At 65.8% G+C, this 20,288-nt stretch carries 15 protein-coding genes and 1 pseudogene; 12 read left to right on the top strand and 4 right to left on the bottom strand.

The annotated features are described in order from the left end of the window. Positions 1–246: 246 nt before the first annotated feature. Together AE618_RS05400 and AE618_RS05405 are read right to left on the bottom strand one after the other, a co-directional pair. On the bottom strand, positions 247–1,176 hold the full coding sequence (locus tag AE618_RS05400; protein ID WP_082365017.1) for a carbohydrate ABC transporter permease: 930 nt from the start codon (positions 1,174–1,176) through the stop codon (positions 247–249). Between the two features lie 98 nt (positions 1,177–1,274). Continuing rightward, on the bottom strand, positions 1,275–2,627 hold the full coding sequence (locus AE618_RS05405) for an ABC transporter substrate-binding protein (protein WP_054208034.1): 1,353 nt from the start codon (positions 2,625–2,627) through the stop codon (positions 1,275–1,277). A 182-nt stretch (positions 2,628–2,809) separates the two neighbouring features. On the opposite strand from AE618_RS05405, the gene AE618_RS05410 reads away from it, so the two are divergent. Genes AE618_RS05410 through AE618_RS05420 form a run of 3 tightly spaced genes read left to right on the top strand, consistent with a single transcriptional unit; the run spans position 2,810 to position 5,164 of the window. Further along, positions 2,810–3,853 carry an aldo/keto reductase gene (locus AE618_RS05410; protein WP_054208035.1) on the top strand — a complete coding sequence of 348 codons (1,044 nt, stop codon included), beginning with the start codon at positions 2,810–2,812 and terminating at the stop codon, positions 3,851–3,853. Further along, positions 3,850–4,698, top strand: coding sequence for an amidohydrolase family protein (locus tag AE618_RS05415; RefSeq protein ID WP_054208036.1), 849 nt, complete (start codon positions 3,850–3,852; stop codon positions 4,696–4,698). The genes AE618_RS05410 and AE618_RS05415 overlap by 4 nt, the downstream gene beginning before the upstream one ends. Positions 4,699–4,708: 10 nt before the next feature. After that, positions 4,709–5,164 (top strand): RbsD/FucU family protein, encoded by a 456-nt coding sequence (locus AE618_RS05420; RefSeq protein ID WP_054208037.1) that lies wholly within the window; start codon positions 4,709–4,711, stop codon positions 5,162–5,164. Between the two features lie 98 nt (positions 5,165–5,262). Here the strand turns inward: AE618_RS05420 and AE618_RS05425 are convergent, their stop codons facing one another. Beyond that, positions 5,263–5,526, bottom strand: a complete 264-nt coding sequence (locus AE618_RS05425) for a hypothetical protein (protein WP_156330121.1) — start codon at positions 5,524–5,526, stop codon at positions 5,263–5,265. A 1,122-nt stretch (positions 5,527–6,648) separates the two neighbouring features. Between AE618_RS05425 and AE618_RS27205 the strand changes: the two genes are divergently transcribed. The 6 genes from AE618_RS27205 (at position 6,649) to bla (ending at position 12,931) form a co-directional block, all read left to right on the top strand. After that, complete coding sequence (locus AE618_RS27205; RefSeq protein ID WP_282568489.1) at positions 6,649–8,382, top strand: ATP-dependent nuclease; 1,734 nt, start codon at positions 6,649–6,651, stop codon at positions 8,380–8,382. 84 nt (positions 8,383–8,466) lie between these two features. After that, entirely contained in the window at positions 8,467–9,645 is a 1,179-nt protein-coding gene (locus AE618_RS05430; RefSeq protein ID WP_054208039.1) for a phosphoserine transaminase, read from the top strand. A gap of 163 nt (positions 9,646–9,808) precedes the next feature. Next, complete coding sequence (gene serA / locus AE618_RS05435) at positions 9,809–11,410, top strand: phosphoglycerate dehydrogenase (protein WP_054208040.1); 1,602 nt, start codon at positions 9,809–9,811, stop codon at positions 11,408–11,410. Positions 11,411–11,466: 56 nt separating this feature from the next. Further along, positions 11,467–11,679 carry a DUF1902 domain-containing protein gene (locus AE618_RS05440; protein ID WP_054208041.1) on the top strand — a complete coding sequence of 71 codons (213 nt, stop codon included), beginning with the start codon at positions 11,467–11,469 and terminating at the stop codon, positions 11,677–11,679. Further along, positions 11,679–11,873, top strand: coding sequence for a type II toxin-antitoxin system HicA family toxin (locus AE618_RS05445; RefSeq protein WP_054208042.1), 195 nt, complete (start codon positions 11,679–11,681; stop codon positions 11,871–11,873). Before AE618_RS05440 ends, AE618_RS05445 begins: the two co-directional genes overlap by 1 nt. A gap of 62 nt (positions 11,874–11,935) precedes the next feature. Continuing rightward, the gene (gene bla, locus AE618_RS05450) at positions 11,936–12,931 is read left to right on the top strand and encodes a class A beta-lactamase (protein WP_054208043.1); all 996 of its coding nucleotides are present in this window, start codon (positions 11,936–11,938) and stop codon (positions 12,929–12,931) included. Positions 12,932–13,053: 122 nt separating this feature from the next. On the opposite strand, the gene AE618_RS05455 is transcribed toward bla, so the two are convergent. Beyond that, the gene (locus AE618_RS05455) at positions 13,054–13,992 is read right to left on the bottom strand and encodes a DMT family transporter (RefSeq protein ID WP_054208044.1); all 939 of its coding nucleotides are present in this window, start codon (positions 13,990–13,992) and stop codon (positions 13,054–13,056) included. A gap of 148 nt (positions 13,993–14,140) precedes the next feature. Between AE618_RS05455 and AE618_RS05460 the strand changes: the two genes are divergently transcribed. From AE618_RS05460 to AE618_RS29230, 3 genes and pseudogenes are all read left to right on the top strand, one after another. Next, a complete protein-coding gene (locus tag AE618_RS05460) occupies positions 14,141–15,022 on the top strand; it encodes a type 1 glutamine amidotransferase (RefSeq protein WP_054208045.1) in 882 nt (293 codons plus the stop codon). 320 nt (positions 15,023–15,342) lie between these two features. Next, positions 15,343–18,348 carry an autotransporter outer membrane beta-barrel domain-containing protein gene (locus tag AE618_RS05465; RefSeq protein ID WP_054208046.1) on the top strand — a complete coding sequence of 1,002 codons (3,006 nt, stop codon included), beginning with the start codon at positions 15,343–15,345 and terminating at the stop codon, positions 18,346–18,348. 1,129 nt (positions 18,349–19,477) lie between these two features. After that, positions 19,478–20,288, top strand: a pseudogene (locus AE618_RS29230) (methyl-accepting chemotaxis protein); the annotation flags it as partial.

Genomic DNA, 20,288 nt, shown 5'->3' on the forward strand with positions numbered 1-20,288 from the left:
GCGAGGCGACTACTAGGGAGTAGAATAGCCGTAGCTGGCGCAGCCCCGGGGGTGGCGGGCGGGGGATCCCCCCCCCCCCCCCCCCCCCCGGGGGGGGGGGGGGGGGCGGGGGGGGGGGCCAGTCCCGCTCGGCGCGACGATCAAGGACAGGGCTCTGGCTTTGCGGCCCCCCATCCCTAACCCTTCCCCACCGCAAGCGGGGGGAAGGGGACGCGTCGCGGTGCGGCATCGCGTCGAAGATCACCATCACGCGTTCCACTTCGACTTCTGCCGCGCATAGAGCAGCAGCAGCGAGAGCATGATCACGATGACAAAGAAGATCACCACCACGGCCGAGGCGTAGCCGATCTTGTAGAACTGGAAGGCCTGCAGATAGAGGAAGATGTTCAGCGTCTCGGACGCCGTGCCGGGCCCGCCCTGCGTGATCACGAAGATCGTGTCGAAGGCCTTCAGCGCATCGATGGTGCGGATCACGATCGCCACCATGATGAAGGGCCAGACCAGCGGCAGCGTGATGTGGCGGAACATGTGCCAGTCATTGGCGCCGTCGATCAGCGCGGATTCGTAAGGCTCGCGCGGCAACCCAGCGAGGCCGCCGAGCACGATCAGCATGACCAGCGGGGTCCAGTGCCAGACCTCGACCAGGATCAGCGTGGGGATCACCGTGTCGGGCGAATAGACCCAGCTCTGCGGGCCGATGCCGACGAGCGAGAGCAGGTAGTTCAATACGCCGAGCTGCGGGTGGAACATCATTGTCCAGACCAGCGCGACCGCCACCGGCGTCGCCATCATCGGCATCACGAAGATGGTGCGCAGCAGGCCGCGGAACGGGAATTCGCGGTGGAAGACCAGCGCGGCGGCTGTGCCGAAGACGATCGGCAAAACCACCGCCAGCACGGTGAAATAAAGCGTGTGCCCCATCGATTCGAGGAAGCGCGTATCGCGGAACAGCTCGGCGAAGTTCTGCAGGCCGACGAATTCCGGACCGCCGCCGATCTTCCAGTCATGGCCGGACATGTAGAGCGTGAACAGCCACGGGAAGACGATGACCGCCGTGACCACCAGCACAGCCGGCGCCGCGAACAGCCAATAGCGCGGCGTGAAATCGGCCGAGTGCTGGAGGGGCGCGGGCTGGACCGGCCCGGACACTGTCGTTGGAAGGGTTGTCGTGGTCATGCCAGGGCCGTCATGCCCGGGCTTGACCCGGGCATCTCCATGAAACCGCACACTCGTCGCGAGATGGCCGGGTCAAGCCCGGCCATGACGCATCGACCTCAGCCCTGCTCGCTCTTGACCAGAACCGGAGCGAAGGTCTCCGTCGCCTTCTTCAGCTCGGCCGCGACATCCGCGCCACCCAGCGCATTGGTCAGCGCCACGCCGAAGACGTCGCGGAACTCGGTCACCGGAACGATCTGCGGCAACGCCGCGCGCGCGATCTTGGCCGAGCCGAGCAGGCAGTCGAAATACTGCTTGCCGAATTTCGACTGCGAGATCGTGTCCGTATCGAGATAGGCCGAGGCCCGGCCGGGCGCACCGGCGCCGGCCTTCAGCATGGCGATCTGCTGGGCCTTGTTGGTCATGAACTGCAGATAGAGCCAAGCGGCCTGCTTCTTCTGCGAGCCGCGCGAGATGCCCATGCCGTCGGCGAACATGCCGGCGTGATGCGCCTTGGGACCCGGCGGCGTGATGCCGTAGCCGACCTTGCCGACGATGCGCGACTTGCTGGGGTCCTCCAGCGGCGTCGCAAAGCCGATGCCGTCGAGCCACATCGCGGCGCGGCCCTGCATGAAGCTGGTCTGGCATTCGTTCCAGTTGAAGCCGACCTGGCCTGCCGGCCCGGAATCCTTGTTGAGCTTCTTGTAGAGCTCACCGGCCCAGACGGCTTCCGGCGTGTCGGTCAGAAGCTTGCCCTCGGACGAGGTGGTCTCGATGCCCTGGCCGAGCAAAAGGCTCGCCCAGACCGGGACATTGGCGTTCTTCAGGCCGCGCGAGACGAAGCCGGCGATGCCCTTGGCGGGATCATGCAGCCTGGCCGCCACCGTCGCCATCTCGTCCATGGACTTGGGATAGTCGACGCCCTTCGCGGCGAAGAGCTCCTTGTTGTAGTAGACCATCCAGTAATCGACGAAGAACGGGATCGTATCGAGCGATCCGTCGGCCTGGCGCGCATAGGCGACCGGGCCGGCGCCGAAATCGGCGAAGTCGAAATCGGGCGAGGTCAGCGAGGCGTCCTTGATATAGGGCGTCAGATCCTCGAACCACTTGCCCTTGGCGGCCATGCGCTTCTGCACATGCAGCGAGATGCCCGACACGTCGAAGCTCGGTTTGCCCGAGGCGAACTCGATCACCGCCTTCTGGCGCTGCTGCTGCTCGGGCACCTGCTCGGCCGAGACCTTGATTCCGGTGAGCTCGGTGAACTCCTTCTCGGCGGCCTGCATCAGGTCCGAGCGCGGGTTCTTGACCAGCAGCACGTCGATGGTGGTGCCCGAAAAGCGCTTCCAGTTGAACGCGGCCTGGGCCCGCGCCTCGCGCAGCACCAGCGGCGAACTGATCGCCCCGGCAGCGCCGAGCGCAGCAGCACCGCGCATCAGCGCGCGACGGGTCGGCTTGAGAATGGTCTCGCTCATCGTATTGTCCCTCCCTGGACTTGGGCTTGGCCCTTTTCGGGCTTGTTGATCTGGCGGGCGTGCCGGGCTTCACTCCGTCGCGCCTGCCATCTTGGCGCTGACGCTAACGCCGTTCAAAGACGGTTGCAAGCTAACATGTTGGTATGCACATAGTGCTGCCAACGATAACGGAAACGCCTCGCATGTCCGCTGCCAACGCCCTCGCGCCGCGCCCGCTCGGCCGCAGCGGACTCCCCGTCTCGACGCTGGGATTTGGCGCGGCCCCGCTCGGCGATCTCTATGCCCGTCTCGACGAAGCGCAGGCCGTGGCGACCGTCGAGGCCGCGATCGCCGGCGGCGTCACACTGATCGACACTTCCCCGCTTTACGGCCACGGCCTCTCCGAGCACCGCGTCGGCGCGGCGCTACGACGGGCCGGGAGCGACCAGGTCATCCTCTCCACCAAGGTCGGCCGCGTCGCTGAGCCTTTCGCCGGGCGCGGCGACGGCTCGGGCTATCTCGGCGGCCTGCCACACGGCATGCGCTTCGACTACTCCTATGACGGCGCGATGCGCTCGCTCGAGCAATCGGCCCTGCGCCTTGGCGTCGACCGCATCGACATCGTCCTGATCCACGACGTCGATGTCTGGACCCATGGCGAGGCGATGATCGAGCAGCGCTTCAGCGAGGCGATGAACGGCGCCTATCGCGCGCTCGAAAGCCTGCGGGCCTCCGGCGCCGTCAAGGCGATCGGCGTCGGCGTCAACGAGGCCGCGATGTGCGAGCGCTTCGCCCGCGCCGGCGATTTCGACACGATGCTGCTCGCCGGGCGCTACTCCCTGCTGGAGCAGCCGGCGCTCGCCTCCTTCATGCCGCTGGCGCTGGAGAAGGGCATCGGCCTGATGCTCGGCGGCGTCTTCAACTCCGGCATCCTCGCCACCGGCCCGGTCGCGGGGGCGAAATACAACTACAACCCCGCCCCGCCCGACATCCTCGCCCGCGTCGGCGCGATCCAGGCCGTCTGCGCCCGCCACGACGTACCCTTGCGCCGCGCCGCGCTGCATTTCCCGCTTGGCCATCCGGCGGTTGCGAGCCTCGTCATGGGCGCCGTCTCGCCCGCCGAGGTCGCGGACCAGATCGCCGAACTCTCGCAGCCCGTCCCCGCCGCGCTCTGGGCCGAGTTGAAGGCGCAAGGCCTGCTCGGCGCCGATGTGCCTGTGCCGGCGGATCTTCCGGCGACATCATGAGCACGCCGCGCATCGACGCCCACCAGCACTTCTGGCAGCTCGCGCGCGGTGATTATGGCTGGCTGACGCCCGAGCTTGCGCCGATTGTCCGCGACTTCGCGCCCGACGACCTCGCCCCCCTCCTCGCCCGCCACGGCATCGAGCAAACCATCCTGGTGCAGGCCGCGCCGACGGAAGCCGAAACGCGCTTCCTGCTCGATACAGCCGCCCAAACACCGTTCGTGGCCGGCGTCGTCGGCTGGACGGATTTCGATGCGCCCGATGTTGCGGAAGCGATCGCGGCGCTCGCAGCCGATCCGCTGCTCGTCGGCTTGCGGCCGATGGTTCATGACATCGCCGATGATGGCTGGCTCGCCCGGCCGGTGCTCGCGCCGGCTTTCGAGGCGATGATCGCGCAGGGCCTCGTCTTCGACGCGCTGCTGAAGCCGCGCCATATCCCGGCCGCGCTCGCTGTGCTCGAGCGTCATCCGCAGCTCCCCGTGGTGATCGACCACGCCGCCAAGCCTGATCTGACAAAGCCCGATCTCGCCGCCTGGCGCAACGGCATCAGCGCGCTCGCCGCCCATCCGCAAGCCTTCTGCAAGCTGTCTGGCCTCGTCACCGAGGCCGCGCCCGACTGGACGCTCGAGACGCTGCGCCCCGCGATCGACCACCTGCTGGCGAGCTTCGGCCCCGACCGCCTGATCTTCGGCAGCGACTGGCCGGTGTTGACGCTGCGCGCCGATTACGCAAGCTGGTTCGACACCGCGACCGCGCTGCTCTGCGGCTGCGGCGACGCCGAGCGCGAGGCGATCTTCGGCGGCAACGCCGCCCGCCTCTATCTCTCCCGAGGACGACAACCGTGAGCCGACCGCCATGCTGAAGACCCTCGACCCCGTCCTTTCCGCCGACCTGCTCTGGATCCTCGCCGCCATGGGGCATGGCGACGACCTCGCTTTGGTCGATGCCAACCACCCGGCCGAGGCCATTGCGCGGGCCACGACCAGTGGGCAGCTCGTCCGCCTGCCCGGCCTGACGATGGAACGCGTCGCGCGCGCCATCCTCTCCGTGCTGCCGATCGACGAGTTCGAGCCGCACCCGGCGCGTCGCATGCAGGTCGTCGACGAGCCCAAGACGATTCCCGCCGTGCAGGTCGCCGTCCAGCGCGAATTCGACGCCGCGCTGGGCACGCACACCCCGCTCGCCGGCATGGAGCGCTTCGCCTTCTATGATCAGGCGCGACAGGCCTTCGCCGTGGTCCAGGTCGGCGATCCCCGCCCCTATGGCTGCTTCCTGCTGCGCAAGGGCATCATCGCCGGCGAGCCGGGCTGAGAAGAACCACCACCGTCATTGCGAGCGCAGCGAAGCAATCCAGAGCGGCAGCGCTCTACGCCCCCTGGATTGCTTCGCTGCGCTCGCAATGACGCAGGTCACCCCTCCGCCTTCGCCACCGCCTGTCGCAGCCGGGCCAGCGCCTCGGCCGCGCCGGCCTTGCGGACCGCGTCGCTCGATTCGGCGTCTTTCGTGATCAGCTCGCTCAGCGCGGATACCGTGATCCCGGCTTTCGCGGCCGTCAGCTTCAGCACGGCATTGGCGATGATGTTGGGCCAGAACGCCGCGCCGCCCTTGGCCAGCCCCTTGGCCTTGCGGCCCTCGAATTCGCGGGACAATTGTTCGGGGGTCTTCTGGGCCATGGTCTTGGAACCTGCTTGCGGGATGTCGCGGTTGCCTATCATGAAATGGCAGGCGTGCCTGCCCCCGCGACGCCTCTCTTCCTTCTCCCCCCGGGGGAGAAGGTGCCCCGGCAGGGGCGGATGAGGGCGCCTTGACCGGGTGAGCCCTTCCTTCCCTCATCCGTCAGCGCTGCGCGCTGCCACCTTCTCCCCCGAGGGAGAAGGGATCGCGCACGCAGCCACAACCGCGACGCCTCTTCCCTTCTCCCGGATGGGAGAAGGTGGCGCGGAGCGCCGGATGAGGGCCTGCCGATGCAGCAAGGGGGCGCCACGGCTCCGTCTCGTTTCAACGATCAGCGGCGGTCCCTCACCCCTGCCCCTCTCCCATCCGGGAGAGGGGTTCCCCGCGCTTCGCCTCTGAGGGCACGCCAAATCCCCGCCCGCATTCGCATGCGCGCGCTTGAACAATGAGGGGCAGCGGAGCGCCGCGAGGCGCGAGGGTATCGGGCCGCAACCCTAAGCCAGGCTGCGGCGCGGATGGATTGAGCCACCATCCGCACGCCCCGTGGCGCTCCGCTCATCGGCGATTTGTGACTCCGGGCCGCGCTTATGGGGTCGAGGGCCATCCTCCGCCGCGAGCCCTTTCGACGCCAGTTCCCCTCATCGGGTTGTCGCGCCTATTTGGGCATGGGACGAAGGCGTGAGCCGTAAGACCTTTCCAGCGAGCTCCTCGCACAGGGGCCGTAGTACCCCCAGGGCGGTGCCCCGAAGCCTCCCGGGAGTGGATCGTGACTCCACCCGCAGGCGCCGCCCCCCACCCCCACCAACGGCACACCTCCGGATGGCTGCCCCTCGGGGATGAGGTGGGGGCACCATACTACGGGCAGAGGCGGCGGCGATAAATCAGCCTCCTTCTCCCCTCGGGGGAGAAGGTCCGGCAGGGGATGAGGGCGCGCGGCACCGGCCCTCATCCGTCACGGCTTCGCCGTGCCAGCGGCTCAAATCTAGATCAAGACATCAACGTACCAACGCGGCGTCGATATATTTTGCGAACTGGCTCGACGATGTGCATCTTTGAATTGGAATTCGGGAACCCGATTCGATCGTACATTCCTACAATCGAAACTCAGAGAGAGAACTGACGTGATAAGTGGAGTTTTCGTAGAGAATTTTATGCGCATAGATCAGCGCGTGAGCATTGACCTCGGGCCCGTAACCGTCTTGGTAGGCGCCAATGGATCTGGAAAATCATCAATACTAAAAGCGATCCATTGGTCTGTTAGATGCGCCACTCTGAGAAGCAACAATAACAATACTACCTTAGAACAAATGGATTATACTCCGAGTAGAGAATTTTTGCAGCTGGCGCACAAGAAAAGAATCCAAAATAGTGAGGGTATGCCTAAAATAATTGTTGGTTTCCTCGATTCCGAAGGAGAGGAAACCGTCATACAACTTAGCGCAGCTAGGAATGATGCGGGAGCGAAAGCCCTTATAAATGGACCCCTATCTGGAATAATGACAGCCGCAACACCTCAAACCGCCTATATTCCCGGGCTTGCAGGGCTTGCCGAAACAGAGACGCTTTTGGCAACCCCGATTTTGCATAGGCGAGCGGCATCCGGCGAAGGCGGCGCCGTCCTCAGACACATCCTCCTCGAATTGGTCCCCGGTAGCTCGGGCGCTGGCACAGGAACAGATCACGTTGAATTAACAGAACTAAACAAGTGGGTTGGCAAAGTCATTCCTGGAATTAGATTTTGGATAAAATTTGATAGATTGAGAGATATAAATATTGATGCACAGTTTTTGACGCAAGATATGCATTCTCCAGGACGAAACATCGCGCAACAACGCAAGCCACTCGAAATGGCTGGCACTGGATTTTTGCAGATAGTTCAGATATTTGCTTATCTACTGAAGTTTAAGCCGAGACTGTTGTTAATTGACGAACCCGACGCTCATCTTCACCCCGGAACGCAAGAGCTTCTTATCAAAGCGATTGAAGAGGCGACAATAGAGTTCCCTGAGACGCAGTTTATCATAACAACACATTCGCCTAGTCTCGTCCGGGCCTGCAGCGAGAAGACAAAAGTAAGGTGGATGGATCGTGGCGCGCTCAGATCCGAGAATGAGACAACAATCCGGCAAAGAATGGGATGGGGGGCTCTTGACAAAGAGCTAATATTGTTTACGGAAGATGAGAAAACTGTATTGATACAAGGAATTATTGAGCAGTGGCCGAGCCTAGCACGTAAGATAATCGTGTGGCCCACATTTGGCTCGTCAGGGCTTCCCCATGGAGATGCACTACGAAAACTTAGCCAAACACTAGATATATCAGCAATGGTTCATAGAGACCGTGATTTTATGTCGGATGCAGACATAAATGAATGGAGAAAAAACAGAAAATACGAAGAAAACGGGATTAGAAGCTGGATAACAGACGGATCAGATATTGAATCTTCATTTTGCGATGCAAAGCACTTGGCATCATTACTATCCATAGATGATTCCGAAGGAGAAGAATTTCTAAAGGCAGCACTTCTGCTATGCAACAAAGATGATGTCGAAAGAGATTTCAACACCGCGCTATCGAGCGCAGTTGCAACTTTCCCCGCACCGCTAAGAAGCATACCCTCTGCTCGCTGGAGAGAACTAGGAGAATTTTGTCAGAATACAGTCAAAGGAAAAGAATTTTTATCTATGATAAAGAAAGCCGTCCAAAATAGCTATAAGGACACTATAGATGCGCCAAGGTTAGCACGCCTGTCGAAACTACGAAGCCCAACCCCAGGGCTTGAAGTGTGCGCGTCTCTGAAAGTCGAAATCGAAGCGGCGCTCACAAAAGCTAAACCTGCTTCCTCCCCCGCTTGACTCCCCCCACCCTCCGGCCTTACGCCCCGCCTCGGGACACGCCACCCCACCGTGGCGCGCCCATCTGTAAGGATGGAGACATCGATGACGAACACGGCTCCGGCCGCGCTGCCGCGCGTGCCGCATTTCTCGTCCGGCCCCTGCGCCAAGCGCCCCGGCTGGTCCCTCAAAGCCCTTGGTGACGCCGCGCTCGGCCGCTCGCACCGCGCCAAGATCGGCAAGGACAAGCTCAAACGCGCGATCGACCTGACGCGCGAGGTGCTGCAGGTGCCGGCCGATTACCGCATCGGCATCGTGCCCGCTTCCGACACCGGCGCCGTCGAGATGGCGATGTGGTCGCTGCTCGGCGCACGCGGCGTCGACATGGTCTCCTGGGAGAGTTTTGGCGCCGGCTGGGTCACCGATGTCGTCAAGCAGCTCAAGCTCACCGATGTCCGCACTTTTGAAGCGCCCTATGGCGAACTGCCGAACCTGAAGAAGGTCGACACCAAGAATCGCGACGTCGTCTTCACCTGGAACGGCACGACCTCGGGCGTGCGCGTGGCGGATGCGAGCTGGATCGCCGATGACCGCGAGGGCCTGACGATCTGCGACGCGACCTCGGCCGCCTTCGCGCAGAAGCTCGACTGGGCCAAGCTCGATGTCACCACCTTCTCCTGGCAGAAGGTGCTCGGCGGCGAGGCCGCGCATGGCATGATCGTGCTGTCGCCCCGCGCGGTCGAGCGTCTGACGACCTACAAGCCGGCCTGGCCGCTGCCGAAGATCTTCCGCATGACCTCGGGCGGCAAGCTGATCGAGGGCATCTTCTCGGGCGAGACGATCAACACGCCCTCCATGCTCGCGGTCGAGGATTATCTCGACGCGCTGACCTGGGCGACGAAGGTCGGCGGGCTCGACGGGCTGGTGAAGCGCGCCGACGGCAATCTGCGCGTCATCGCGAAATTCGTGCGCGAGAACGACTGGATCGACTTCCTCGCGGTGAAGCCGAAGACGCGCTCGAACACGAGCGTGTGCCTGACCTTCACCGACCCGGCCGTCACTGCGCTGGCTCCCGACGCGCAGGCGGCCTTTGCCAAGCAGGTCGTCTCGATCATCGAGAAGGCCGGCGCCGGCTACGACCTCGGCCACTACCGCGACGCCCCTCCGGGCCTGCGCATCTGGTGCGGCGCAACCGTCCAGAGCCGCGATCTCAAGGCGCTGCTGCCGTGGGTGGCGTATGCGTTCGCCGAGGCCAGGGCGGGCCTGGGCAAGAAGGCGGCCTGACACCCTGCGTCATGGTCGGGCTTGACCCGACCATCTCATCCCAGAAGAGGCGCCTTCCCGCGCCTCCGCGTCCCGAGATGGCCGGGTCAAGCCCGGCCATGACGTGCTGATCCCTTTCCCGCGCAGAGCGCCGCCGCGCCGCGCCAGCCGAAAGCCACTCCCCATGACCGCTCAGAACCCAGCCCCCAAAGTCTTGATCTCCGACGCCCTCTCCCCCGCCGCCGTGCAGATCTTTAGGGATCGCGGCATCGAGGTGACGTTCGATCCGGGTCTCGGCAAGGACAAGGACAAGCTCCTGTCGATGATCTCAGACTATGACGGCCTCGCCATCCGCTCGGCCACCAAGGCCACCGCCAAGCTGCTGGAAGCCGCGAAGAACCTGAAGGTGATCGGCCGCGCCGGCATCGGCGTCGACAATGTCGAGATCCCCGCAGCGACCGCGCGCGGCATCATCGTGATGAACACGCCCTTCGGCAATTCGATCACCACCGCCGAGCATGCCATCGCGATGATGTTCGCGCTCGCCCGGCAGATTCCGGCCGCCGACCTCTCCACCCAAGCCGGCAAGTGGGAGAAGAACCGCTTCATGGGCGTCGAGATCACCGCCAAGACGCTGGGGCTGATCGGCTGCGGCAATATCGGCGCGATCGTCGCCGAGCGCGGCATCGGCCTGAAGATGCGCGTCATCGCCTATGATCCCTATCTCTCGGCCGAGCGGGCCGTGCAGCTCGGCGTCGAGAAGGTCGAGCTCGACGACCTGCTCAAGCGCGCCGACTTCATCACGCTGCACGTGCCGATGACGGAAAAGACGAAGAACATCCTCTCTGCCGAGAACCTCGCCAAGACGAAGAAGGGCGTGCGCATCATCAACTGCGCCCGCGGCGGGCTGGTCGACGAGGCGGCTCTGGCCGCGCTGATCAAGTCCGGCCATGTCGCGGGCGCCGCCTTCGACGTGTTCTCGGTCGAGCCGGCGGAGAACAATCCTCTGTTTGGCCTCGACAACGTCGTCTGCACGCCCCATCTCGGCGCCGCCACCAATGAGGCGCAGGAGAACGTTGCCCTCCAGGTCGCCGAGCAGATGAGCGACTATCTGCTGAAGGGCGCGATCACCAACGCCGTGAACTTCCCCTCGATCTCGGCCGAGGAGGCGCCCCGGATCAAGCCCTTCGTGGCGCTGGCCGAAAAGCTCGGCTCCTTCCTCGGCCAGCTCACCGAGGCGCCGATCAAGGGCATCCGCATCGAGTATGAGGGCGCGGTTGCGAGCCTGAACCTCAAGGCGATCTCGGCCGCCGCCATCACCGGCGTGCTGCGGCCCTTCCTGCCCGAGATCAACATGGTCAACGCGGCGATGGTGGCCAAGGAGAAGGGCATCGTCGTCGAGGAGATGACGCGCGAGGTCGCCGGCAATCTGGAGAGCGTCATCCGCATCGTGGTGGATGCGCAGGACATGCCGCGCCACGCCGCCGGCACGGTGTTCCAGGACGGCAAGCCGCGCATCGTCGAGATCCGCGACATCCAGGTCGACGCCGAGTTCGCAGCCCACATGCTCTATGTCCGCAACGCCGACAAGCCGGGCTTCATCGGCCAGTTCGGCTCGCTGCTGGGGCAGGCCGGCGTCAATGTCGCCACCTTCTCGCTCGGCCGCGACACGCCCGGTGGCGACGCGATCTGCTACGTCGCCGTCGACGAGCCGATCTCGGACGCGCTGCTCGCCCAGATCCACGAGATCCCGATGGTCAAGCGGGCGCGACGGCTGCGGTTCTAGACGCCGTGAATTTCGCTGCGCTGCGTGCTATGGTCCTGCCTCCAAAGGAGCGGGCCATGCGGATCGTCAAGTTCGAGGTGTTTCGCGACGACGAGGCCGGCGTCTGGTGGGCGAGTTCCACCACCGATGCCGGGATCGTCACCGAAGCCGACACCATTGAAGCCCTGCGCGAGCGCCTGAAACTGCTCGTACCGGATTTTCTCGAAACCGAGGAAGAACTTCGGATCGACATGGAAGTCCATGTCTCGGACATCGTCCAGGCCGCCTGATGGTCGAGATCGGCCCGCGTCTGAAGAGAATTCTGCGCAAGGCCGGATACGAGTATGACAGACCGGCCAAGGGCGACCATGAGATATGGCGCCATCCTGAAACGAAGACTCAAGTGACTGTCGATGCCGGGACCAAGTCCCGGCACACGGCAAATCAGGTTCTCAAGGATGCCGGCCTTCCCAAGGCCTTTTGAGCCCCCGCCGCGCTGACGCCCCATTCTCCCTCTCCCGTGCGCACCGCTCACGGGAGATGACCATGCTTCGCGCCTATGCCTGCCTCGCCCTCGCCTGCCTTACCGCCACGCCGACCTCCGCCGACTGGGACAAGGCGAAGCTCGACAAGGAGATCGCGGCGATCGAGCGGCAGTCGCAAGGCCGGCTCGGCGTCGCCCTGCTCGATCTCAGGGACCGCAAGACCTGGTCGCATCGCGGCACCGAATCCTTCCCGATGCAGAGCGTGTTCAAATGGCCCCTCGCGATCGCCGCGCTCCAGGCGGTCGAGGCCGGCAAGCTCCAGCTGGACCAGCCGATCACGATCCGCCGCAGCGAGTTCTCGCTCTATCACAGCCCGCTCGCCAAGGCGTTCAAGGGCGACAGCAATGCCTACCCGTTGCGGGAGCTGATCGCGCTCGCAGCCGGCGAGAGCGACAACACCGCCGCCGACATCCTGATGCGCGAGATCGGCGGGCCTAAGGTCGTGAGCGCCATGCTCAGGGATGGCGGCATCTCCGGCATCTCGGTCGATCGCTATGAGCGGCAGTTCCAGCCCGAGGTCTTCGGCCTGCCGGGCTTCGGTTGGGATCAGGTGATCGACGAGCCGGCCTATCGGACAAAACTCTCGGCGCTCGATCGCAAGACACGCCAGGCCGCCTTGCTGGCAGCACTGAAGGACAAACGCGACAGCGCCACACCCGAGGCCAGCGTGCTCTTCGTCGAGGCGCAGGCCAAGGGCAACTGGCTGCGCGACCCCGCCCATAACGCCCTGATCGATGGGATCGTGACGCAGACGAAGAGCGGCCCCGACCGCATCCGCGCCGGCCTGCCGCAAGGCGCCGGCTTCGCCCACAAGACGGGCGCGGGCCTGACCATGGACGGGGTCAACCACGCCACCAACGATATCGGCCTGGTGACGCTGCCCAATGGCCGCGTCTTTGCGATCGCGGTCTATCTGGTCGGCTCGACCGCCGATGCGAAAGAGCGCGAGGCGGCCCATGCCGCCGTGGCGAAGGCTGCGGTGAGCGCATTGCGCTGATGGCAGACCGTCATTCTCGGGCGAAGCATAGCTTCGACCCGGGAATCTCACGACCGGATGGCAATGGTTTCCGAGATGCTCGGGTCAAGCCCGAGCATGACGCTGAAACCCCGAACATGACGTCAGGCCCGCCCCCGCCGCCCCAGCCGCTCGGCGATGAAGATGCCGCTGAGCACCAGGACCAGCGCCAACGCGTGATAGGCGTGAAGCGTCTCGCCGATGATCGCGACCGCCAGGACCGGCGCGAAGACCGGCACCAGATTGACGAAGACGCCGGCCCGGCCCGGCCCGATCAGTTCGACCGCGCGCAGGAAGGTGAGCTGCGCCAGGATCGACGGCCCGAGGACGACGAAGCCCAGGATGATCCAGCCTTGCGTCGTCGGCCAGAAGAAATGCCCGGTCGCGACCTCGAGCCCGAGCAATGGCAGCGAGAACAGGCAGGCGAAGCTCGCCACGGCGACGAAGAAGACGAGGCTTGGAACCGCCGGACGCTGGCGGATCGCGACCGTGTAACCGGCATAGAGCATGCAGGCGAGGATCATGTAGAGATCGCCCATCGCGAACCGGAAATGCGCCAGCACATCGATGTCGCCGCGGCTCGCCGTGACCGCGACGCCGAGCAGGGTGATGCCGACGCCCAGCGCCTGGAGCGGCGCGATCGGCGTGCGATAGGCGATGAAGGCGCCGATCAGCACGAAAACCGGGATCGCGCCCTGCAGAATGCCGATATTGATCGCCGTGGTCGAATAGCCGGCGATGTACATCAGCGCGTTGAAGGCGGTAAAGCCGAGTGCGCCCATCGCCGCGATGAAACGCCAGCGCTGGCGCAGCACCGGCCAATGCTCGGCGAGCTGGCGCCGCAGCAGGAACGGAACCACCGCGCAGACGAAGACCCAGCGCAACGAGGTCAGCGTCATCGGCGGGATATTGCCGACGGCGAGACGACTCGCGATCGAATTGCCGGCCCACATCAGCATGGTCACGACCAGGAGCGGATAGGGATTGCCCCAGAGGCGCTGCGGCCAGGTTCTGGCTACCGACAGAGTTCTGGCTGCGGACAAAGGTCTAGCTGGGGGCAAAGGGAACGGCCTGCTCGTTTGACGGGCACCTGCAATAGCCTTGCATGCGCTTCCCGTCATGTGGGATGAGGCGCACGGATGCCCGGCGCCCCGCGCATTCCCCCGTAGCGCTTCTTCCGCCGGCCGCCCCATGCTCGATGTTTCAGCCCGACAGCTCCGCCTGCTCTTCGTCGACGGCAACACCCGCGAGCAGCGGCAGGCCCATGCCGCCGGCTATGGCGCCCAGCCGGCGCAGGCCTATGCCGCCGAGGTCGCCGCGATCGTTCCCGGCGCCGTCGCCGACATCTGCCTGCCGGCCGACGAGGGCGCGAATCTGCCCGATGGTGCCGGCCTGCAAGCCTATGACGGCATCTTCCTGACCGGCTCGGCGCTTCACATTTACGAGATCGAACCGGCAGTCACCCGCCAGATCGAGTTGATGCGCGCGATCTACGCCAGCGGCACGCCCTGCTTCGGCTCGTGCTGGGGCATCCAGATGGGCACGGTCGCGGCAGGCGGCAACGTCATCCGCAATCCCAGGGGCCGCGAGGTCGGCTTCGCCCGCAAGATCAGCCCCAACGAGGCCGGCCGGGCCCATCCGCTGCTTGCCGGACGGCCGGTCTCTTTCGACGCACCCGCGATCCATCTGGACACCGTCGCCCTGCCGCCGCACGACACCACGATCCTGGCCTCGAACGCCTATAGCCAGGTTCAGGCGGCCGAAATCCGCCATGGCGGCGGCGTTTTCTGGGGCGTGCAGTACCATCCCGAATTCCCCCTGCGCCAGGTTGCGTCGATCATGGGCCGGATGGTGCCGATCCTGATCGAGGAGGGTTTCCGCGCGGACGAGGCAGCCGCCCAGGGCTGGCTCGCCGATCTGCGCGCGCTCGACGCCGACCCGGCACGGCGCGATCTCGCCTGGGCCCACGGCCTCGATGCCGAGGTCCTGGACGACCATCGCCGCGTCACCGAACTGCGCAACTTCCTGACCCACCGCGTCCAGCCGCAGGCGAGCGCGCGCGGACGGGCCTGACGCGACGGGCGGCCGCCGCCGCCCTGTTTCGCGTCGTTTCGGGGCGCCACCTGGCAACATCCGTTTACGTTGCGCTAACCATAACCGATGCCCTCTGCGCTCCTGCGCTGCCTTGGACGGCGGCGATTCGGGGGGCCTTCCGCCCCCCTGGGATGGCGGGGGCTCTGATGGTTTTGTCGATGGGTGGCGCATGCGGCGCCGCGCAGGCTTTCGAACAGGTTTCGCCCACCCTTTCCCTGCTTCCCGCCCCCGACACGCCTCCCGCTCGACTGCAAGGCCCGGCTCGAAGCGCCCCGGCCTGCCCGCGGCTGCGCGCCGCGATGCTCGGTAGCGCCGGCCGGCGCGCCCTACTGATCGCCTGTTTCCCGGCCTTGCTGCTGACCGACCCCTTGTCGCCGGGGGCGGCGCAGGCCGCGGACGTGACCATCACGACGCCGACGACCGGTACGGCCGGCACCGCGGGCGGCGGAGGATTCATCGGCGGAGCTGCCGGCGATGGCGGCGTCGGCGTTCAGTACACTCAGGGCGGTGTGGCAACTGTCAATGCGACCATCAGCGGTGGCGGGGGTGGAAACGGAGGAGGTGGAAATCAAATTGGCGGCGCCGGCGGTTCGGGTGGCAAGGGTCTCGAACTGACCCAGGGCGGGACCGCAAATGTCAACGCGGCCATCGCCGCAGGCGCGGGCGGTAGTGGAGGCGGTGCGGGCAATGCGGGCAGCATCGCTGGCACTGGCGGGGCGGGCGGCGTGGGCCTCGAGTTGACCCAGAGCGGGACGGCCAATGTCAATGCGGCCATCAGTGGTGGCGGGGGCGGAAACGGAGGCGACGCAGCTCAGATAGGTGGCGGCGGTGGCGCCGGCGGCGCTGGACTTGTGCTGACCCAGGGCGGGACGGTGAATGTCAATATGGCCATCGCCGGGGGCATGGGTGGGAATGGAGGTTCGGCGGGCGCCATGGGATCTATTGGCGGCGGCGGCGGCGCCGGTGGCGCGGGGCTTGTGCTGACCCAGGGCGGAACGGTCAATATCAATGCTGCCATCAGCGGTGGAGCGGGGGGCAACGGCGGCGCCGGTGCAGCCGTTGGTGGCGCAGCCGGAGCAGGTGGCGTCGGCGTGCTCGGCTCCGATCTGAGCCTCACCCTCGCAGGAACAGCCGTCGTCACCGGCGGCCTCTCGGGCGACGGCGTCACGCGCGCCAACGCCATCACCTTCACCGGCGGCACCAACCGCCTCGAATTCTGGTCGGGCGCGTCGGTTACCGGCAATGTCGTGGCCGCAGGCACCAGCACCTTCGCGCTGGGGGGCGCGGCGAACGGAACCTTCGATCTCTCGCAGCTGGGGCCTGCCGGCCAGTATCAAGGCTTCGGCACCTTGGAGAAAGCGGGAACCGGCACCTGGACCGTGAGCAACGCGCCCGGCGCGACGATGGCCTGGCAGGTATCGGCCGGCACGCTCGATCTCGGCGGCACCACGCAGGCGGCCAGCGCCTTTACGCTCACTGGCGGCACGCTCAGCAACGGCACGCTGTCCTCGACCGCCGGCTTCGACCTGCAGGCGGGTACAGTCTCGGCGATTCTCTCCGGCGCCAGTGGGCTCGCCAAGACCGGCGCGGGCGACGTCATCCTCACAGGGGTTAACACCTATGGCGGCGCGACCACGGTGTCGGCCGGGCGGCTGATCGTGAACGGCTCGATCGCCACCTCGTCGAGCCTGACGGTGAACACCGGCGGCACGCTCGGCGGCTCGGGCACGGTCGGTACAACCATCATTGCTGGCGGCACGCTGGCGCCGGGCAATTCGATCGGCACCTTGTTGGTCAACGGCAACCTTTCCTTCAACGCGGCCTCAACCTATGCGGTCGAGGTCTCGCCCACGGCCTCCGACCGCGTCAACGTGACCGGCTCGGCGACGCTCGGCGGCGCGACGGTGGCCGCTTCCTTCGCCGCAGGCACCTATATCGCCAAACAGTATACCATCCTCAACGCCGCCGGCGGCGTGGTCGGAACCTTCGGCCAGAAGGTCGACACCAACCTGCCCTCGGGCTTCAAATCGGCGTTGAGCTACGACCCGAACAACGCCTTCCTCGACCTGACGCTGGACTTCACGCCGACGCCCACGCCGACTCCAGCTTCCACGCCTACGCCGATGCGGCCGGTCAATCAGGGCCTCAACCCGAACCAGACCAGTGCCGCCAATGCGCTGACCGGCTATTTCGACCGCACCGGCGGCATCCCCGCCGTCTTCGGCAGCTTGACGCCGGCCGGCCTGTCGCAGGTTTCAGGCGAGCCGGCGACCGGCGTGCAGCAGACCAGCGCCAATGCAGTAAGCCAGTTCATGGGCGCGCTCACGCCCAACGTCCCGGACGGGCGCGGGGTGGCGCTTGCGGCTGCTCCCTCGGGCTTTGCCTCCTACACGGCCACCAAGGGACAGGCGGAGGATCTGCCGACACGCAAGGGCGCCGTTCAGCCCGCGATCACGCCAGATCCCGATCTCTGGCGCTGGAGCGTCTGGGCCGGCGGCTATGGCGCGGCCCAGTTCAACGGGGCCGATGCCGGCGCCGGCACCGCCGCCAGCACCAGCCGCATCTATGGAGCGATCGCCGGTGCCGACTACCGCATCTCGACGGACACTGTCGCCGGCTTCGCGCTGGGTGGCGGCGCTACCAGCTTCAACACCTACGGCCTGGGCTCGGGCTCGTCCGACCTGTTCCAGGCCGGCGCCTTCATCCGTCAGCAGTTCGGCCGGAGCTATCTCACCGCCTCGGCAGCCTATGCCTGGCAGGACGTCACCACCGATCGGACCGTCGCCGGGCTCGACCGGCTCCAGGGCCGCTTCAACGCCAACAGCTGGGCAGGCCGCATCGAGGCCGGCCATCGCTTCGGGCTCGCCTCTGTCGGCCTGACGCCCTATGCCGCCGGGCAGTTCTCCACCGTCTCGCTGCCGGGCTATCGCGAGACCGCGCTGTCGGGGCCGGGCACCTTCGCGCTCGCCTATGCCGGCCGGGACACGACGAGGCTGCGCGGCGAGCTTGGCCTGCGGGCCGATGCGCAACTCGTGCTCGCCGGCAAGCCGCTCGATCTCGAAGCGGGCGCGGCCTGGATCCGCAACGGCAATACCGGCTCGAGCACGGTGGCGAGCTTCCAGACCCTGCCCGGCGCGAGCTTCGTCGTCGGCGGCACGGCGCTCGACCGCAACGCGCTGCGCGCCACGGCGTCGGCGGAACTGAAGCTTGCGCACGGCTTCGCTCTCGCCGCATCGCTTGAAGGTGAGTTCGCCAAGAACAGCCGCAGCTTCGGCGGAAAGACGGCTCTGCGCTACCAGTGGTAGACATAAGCAGGGCCCAAGCCCCGGCCGCTGCAGAGGTCGCCCACTACCCCCGCCAGACGTTGAGCCGCCCCAACTGATCGATCCATAGGCACCGCTGTCGGTAAGCGAGCGCCCGCAACCGGGCCTCACATCTCCCCGGTAGACAGGCGGCACGTCCCGTATGAACGTTGCACGCCGCTGACCTGTCCGTCATGACCCAGAGGCGACAACCTGCTGCGCCTGTCCCGAGACGGATCAAGCCGCGATCGTATGCACGCCGAGCAAATTGCCTAATCCGCCAGCAATGGTCGGCCTGATTCACTCAATGTTAAGCAGACGCAGCGGAAGCTGCCGCGTGACGCAGAAGGCACCAAGGCTTTCGACCGTCGTTTCCGCGGCGGCACCAACGATGCCTGGCCGCCTCCGATGAAAGACGCTCGTCCGAGCGGTCAGGCAAGGGCAAGAAACCTTGAAATCCATCCGCATCAAAATCGTCGCGATCATGGCGATCATCTCGCTGGGCGCGTTGCTGTCCTCGGCGTTGGGCCTGTGGGCGCTGTCCCGCTCCAATGATCTCAACCAGCGCTCCGCAATCCAGGCCGATCTCGCCTTGATCACGGACCGGATCAACGGTCACGTCCTCGGTGTCGTGATGGATGCCCGCGGCGTCTACATGTCCAAGGCGTCCGCGGATGCCGAGCCCTTTGCCAAGGGCATGGAGGCTCGCTTCCCGCAGTTGCGCGCGCTGGCAGCCGATCTGACCCGCATGGCTCCGGAGGCCGCACGCGGCCAGGCTCTCGCGATCGAGAAGGCCATCGCGGACTTCATCACCTTCCGGTCGGAAACCATTCGTCTCGGCCGCGAGGTCTCGACGGCCGCAGCCAATGCCCAAGGCAACAATGACGGCAACCGCACCAACCGCAAGGCCCTGAACGACCTGCTGATGGCTTTCGTCAAGAGTAACGAGGCGGTGGGCAACACGCTCGGCAAGGAGGCCGCCGACTTCACCCACATGGCGCAGATCATGCTGCCGGTCGTGCTGGCGGTGACGCTGCTCGGCTCGCTTCTGATCGCGGTCTTCTTCGCCCAGCGCTCACTCGTCAGCCCGATCCTGGATGTCAACGCGGCGATGGGGGCCCTGACGCACGGCGATTTCAAAGTCGCCGTACCGCATCTCGACCGCAAGGACGAGATCGGTGCCATGGCGCAGGCCCTCTCGGTGCTGCGCGAAAGCTGTGAACAGGTCGCCCAGCTGCAGGAGCAGGAACGTGCGGCCGCCGCGGCGCGTCTCGCCCGCGCGCAGTCGATGGAGGCGGTGGTGTCTGATGTCGGCGAGGTCGTGGCGGCAGCGGCGGCTGGCGATTTCTCGGCCCGGCTCCAGATCGATCACGCCGATGCGCAGATGCAGAAGCTTGTCTCCGGCATCAACGAGATCAACACGGTGGTCGACGGCGCCACTCGCGAGTTCTCGACGGCGCTGCAGGCGATCGCCAGCGGCGACCTGACGAACCGGGTGGACACGGCCTATCGCGGCCGCTTCGGCGACCTGAAGGATGCGATCAACGAAACCGTGGACCGCCTCTCGACGACGATGCGCACGATCCAGGCGACGTCTGCGGATGTCGGGCTCGCCGCCCGCGAGATCAACATGGGCGCCGACGATTTGTCGAAGCGCACCGAGGAGCAGGCCTCTTCGCTCGAGGAGACCGCCGCCACGACCGAAGAGCTCGCGGCCTCCGTCAAGGCCTCGGCCCAGGCCTCGCGGCAGGCGGCGTCCATCGCCGGCGAGGCGATGCAGGCCGCGCAGTCGGGCGGCGCCATTGCCGGCGATGCCGTCGCGGCGATGGCGCGCATCGAGAGCGCCTCGCAGAAGATCTCCGACATCATCCGGGTGATCGACGACATCGCCTTCCAGACCAACCTGCTGGCGCTCAACGCGGCGGTGGAAGCCGCCCGTGCGG

Source organism: Allobosea vaviloviae, assembly GCF_001298265.1.
Taxonomy (GTDB): domain Bacteria; phylum Pseudomonadota; class Alphaproteobacteria; order Rhizobiales; family Beijerinckiaceae; genus Allobosea; species Allobosea vaviloviae_B.

Excerpts from the sequence above, each read along its gene's own strand:
- AE618_RS05400 (WP_082365017.1), bottom strand. The coding sequence starts at position 1,176 with ATGACCACGACAACCCTTCCAACGACAGTGTCCGGGCCGGTCCAGCCC.
- AE618_RS05405 (WP_054208034.1), bottom strand. The coding sequence starts at position 2,627 with ATGAGCGAGACCATTCTCAAGCCGACCCGTCGCGCGCTGATGCGCGGT.
- AE618_RS05410 (WP_054208035.1), top strand. The coding sequence starts at position 2,810 with ATGTCCGCTGCCAACGCCCTCGCGCCGCGCCCGCTCGGCCGCAGCGGA.
- AE618_RS05415 (WP_054208036.1), top strand. The coding sequence starts at position 3,850 with ATGAGCACGCCGCGCATCGACGCCCACCAGCACTTCTGGCAGCTCGCG.
- AE618_RS05420 (WP_054208037.1), top strand. The coding sequence starts at position 4,709 with ATGCTGAAGACCCTCGACCCCGTCCTTTCCGCCGACCTGCTCTGGATC.
- AE618_RS05425 (WP_156330121.1), bottom strand. The coding sequence starts at position 5,526 with ATGGCCCAGAAGACCCCCGAACAATTGTCCCGCGAATTCGAGGGCCGC.
- AE618_RS05430 (WP_054208039.1), top strand. The coding sequence starts at position 8,467 with ATGACGAACACGGCTCCGGCCGCGCTGCCGCGCGTGCCGCATTTCTCG.
- serA (WP_054208040.1), top strand. The coding sequence starts at position 9,809 with ATGACCGCTCAGAACCCAGCCCCCAAAGTCTTGATCTCCGACGCCCTC.
- AE618_RS05440 (WP_054208041.1), top strand. The coding sequence starts at position 11,467 with ATGCGGATCGTCAAGTTCGAGGTGTTTCGCGACGACGAGGCCGGCGTC.
- AE618_RS05445 (WP_054208042.1), top strand. The coding sequence starts at position 11,679 with ATGGTCGAGATCGGCCCGCGTCTGAAGAGAATTCTGCGCAAGGCCGGA.
- bla (WP_054208043.1), top strand. The coding sequence starts at position 11,936 with ATGCTTCGCGCCTATGCCTGCCTCGCCCTCGCCTGCCTTACCGCCACG.
- AE618_RS05460 (WP_054208045.1), top strand. The coding sequence starts at position 14,141 with ATGCTCGATGTTTCAGCCCGACAGCTCCGCCTGCTCTTCGTCGACGGC.
- AE618_RS05465 (WP_054208046.1), top strand. The coding sequence starts at position 15,343 with ATGCTCGGTAGCGCCGGCCGGCGCGCCCTACTGATCGCCTGTTTCCCG.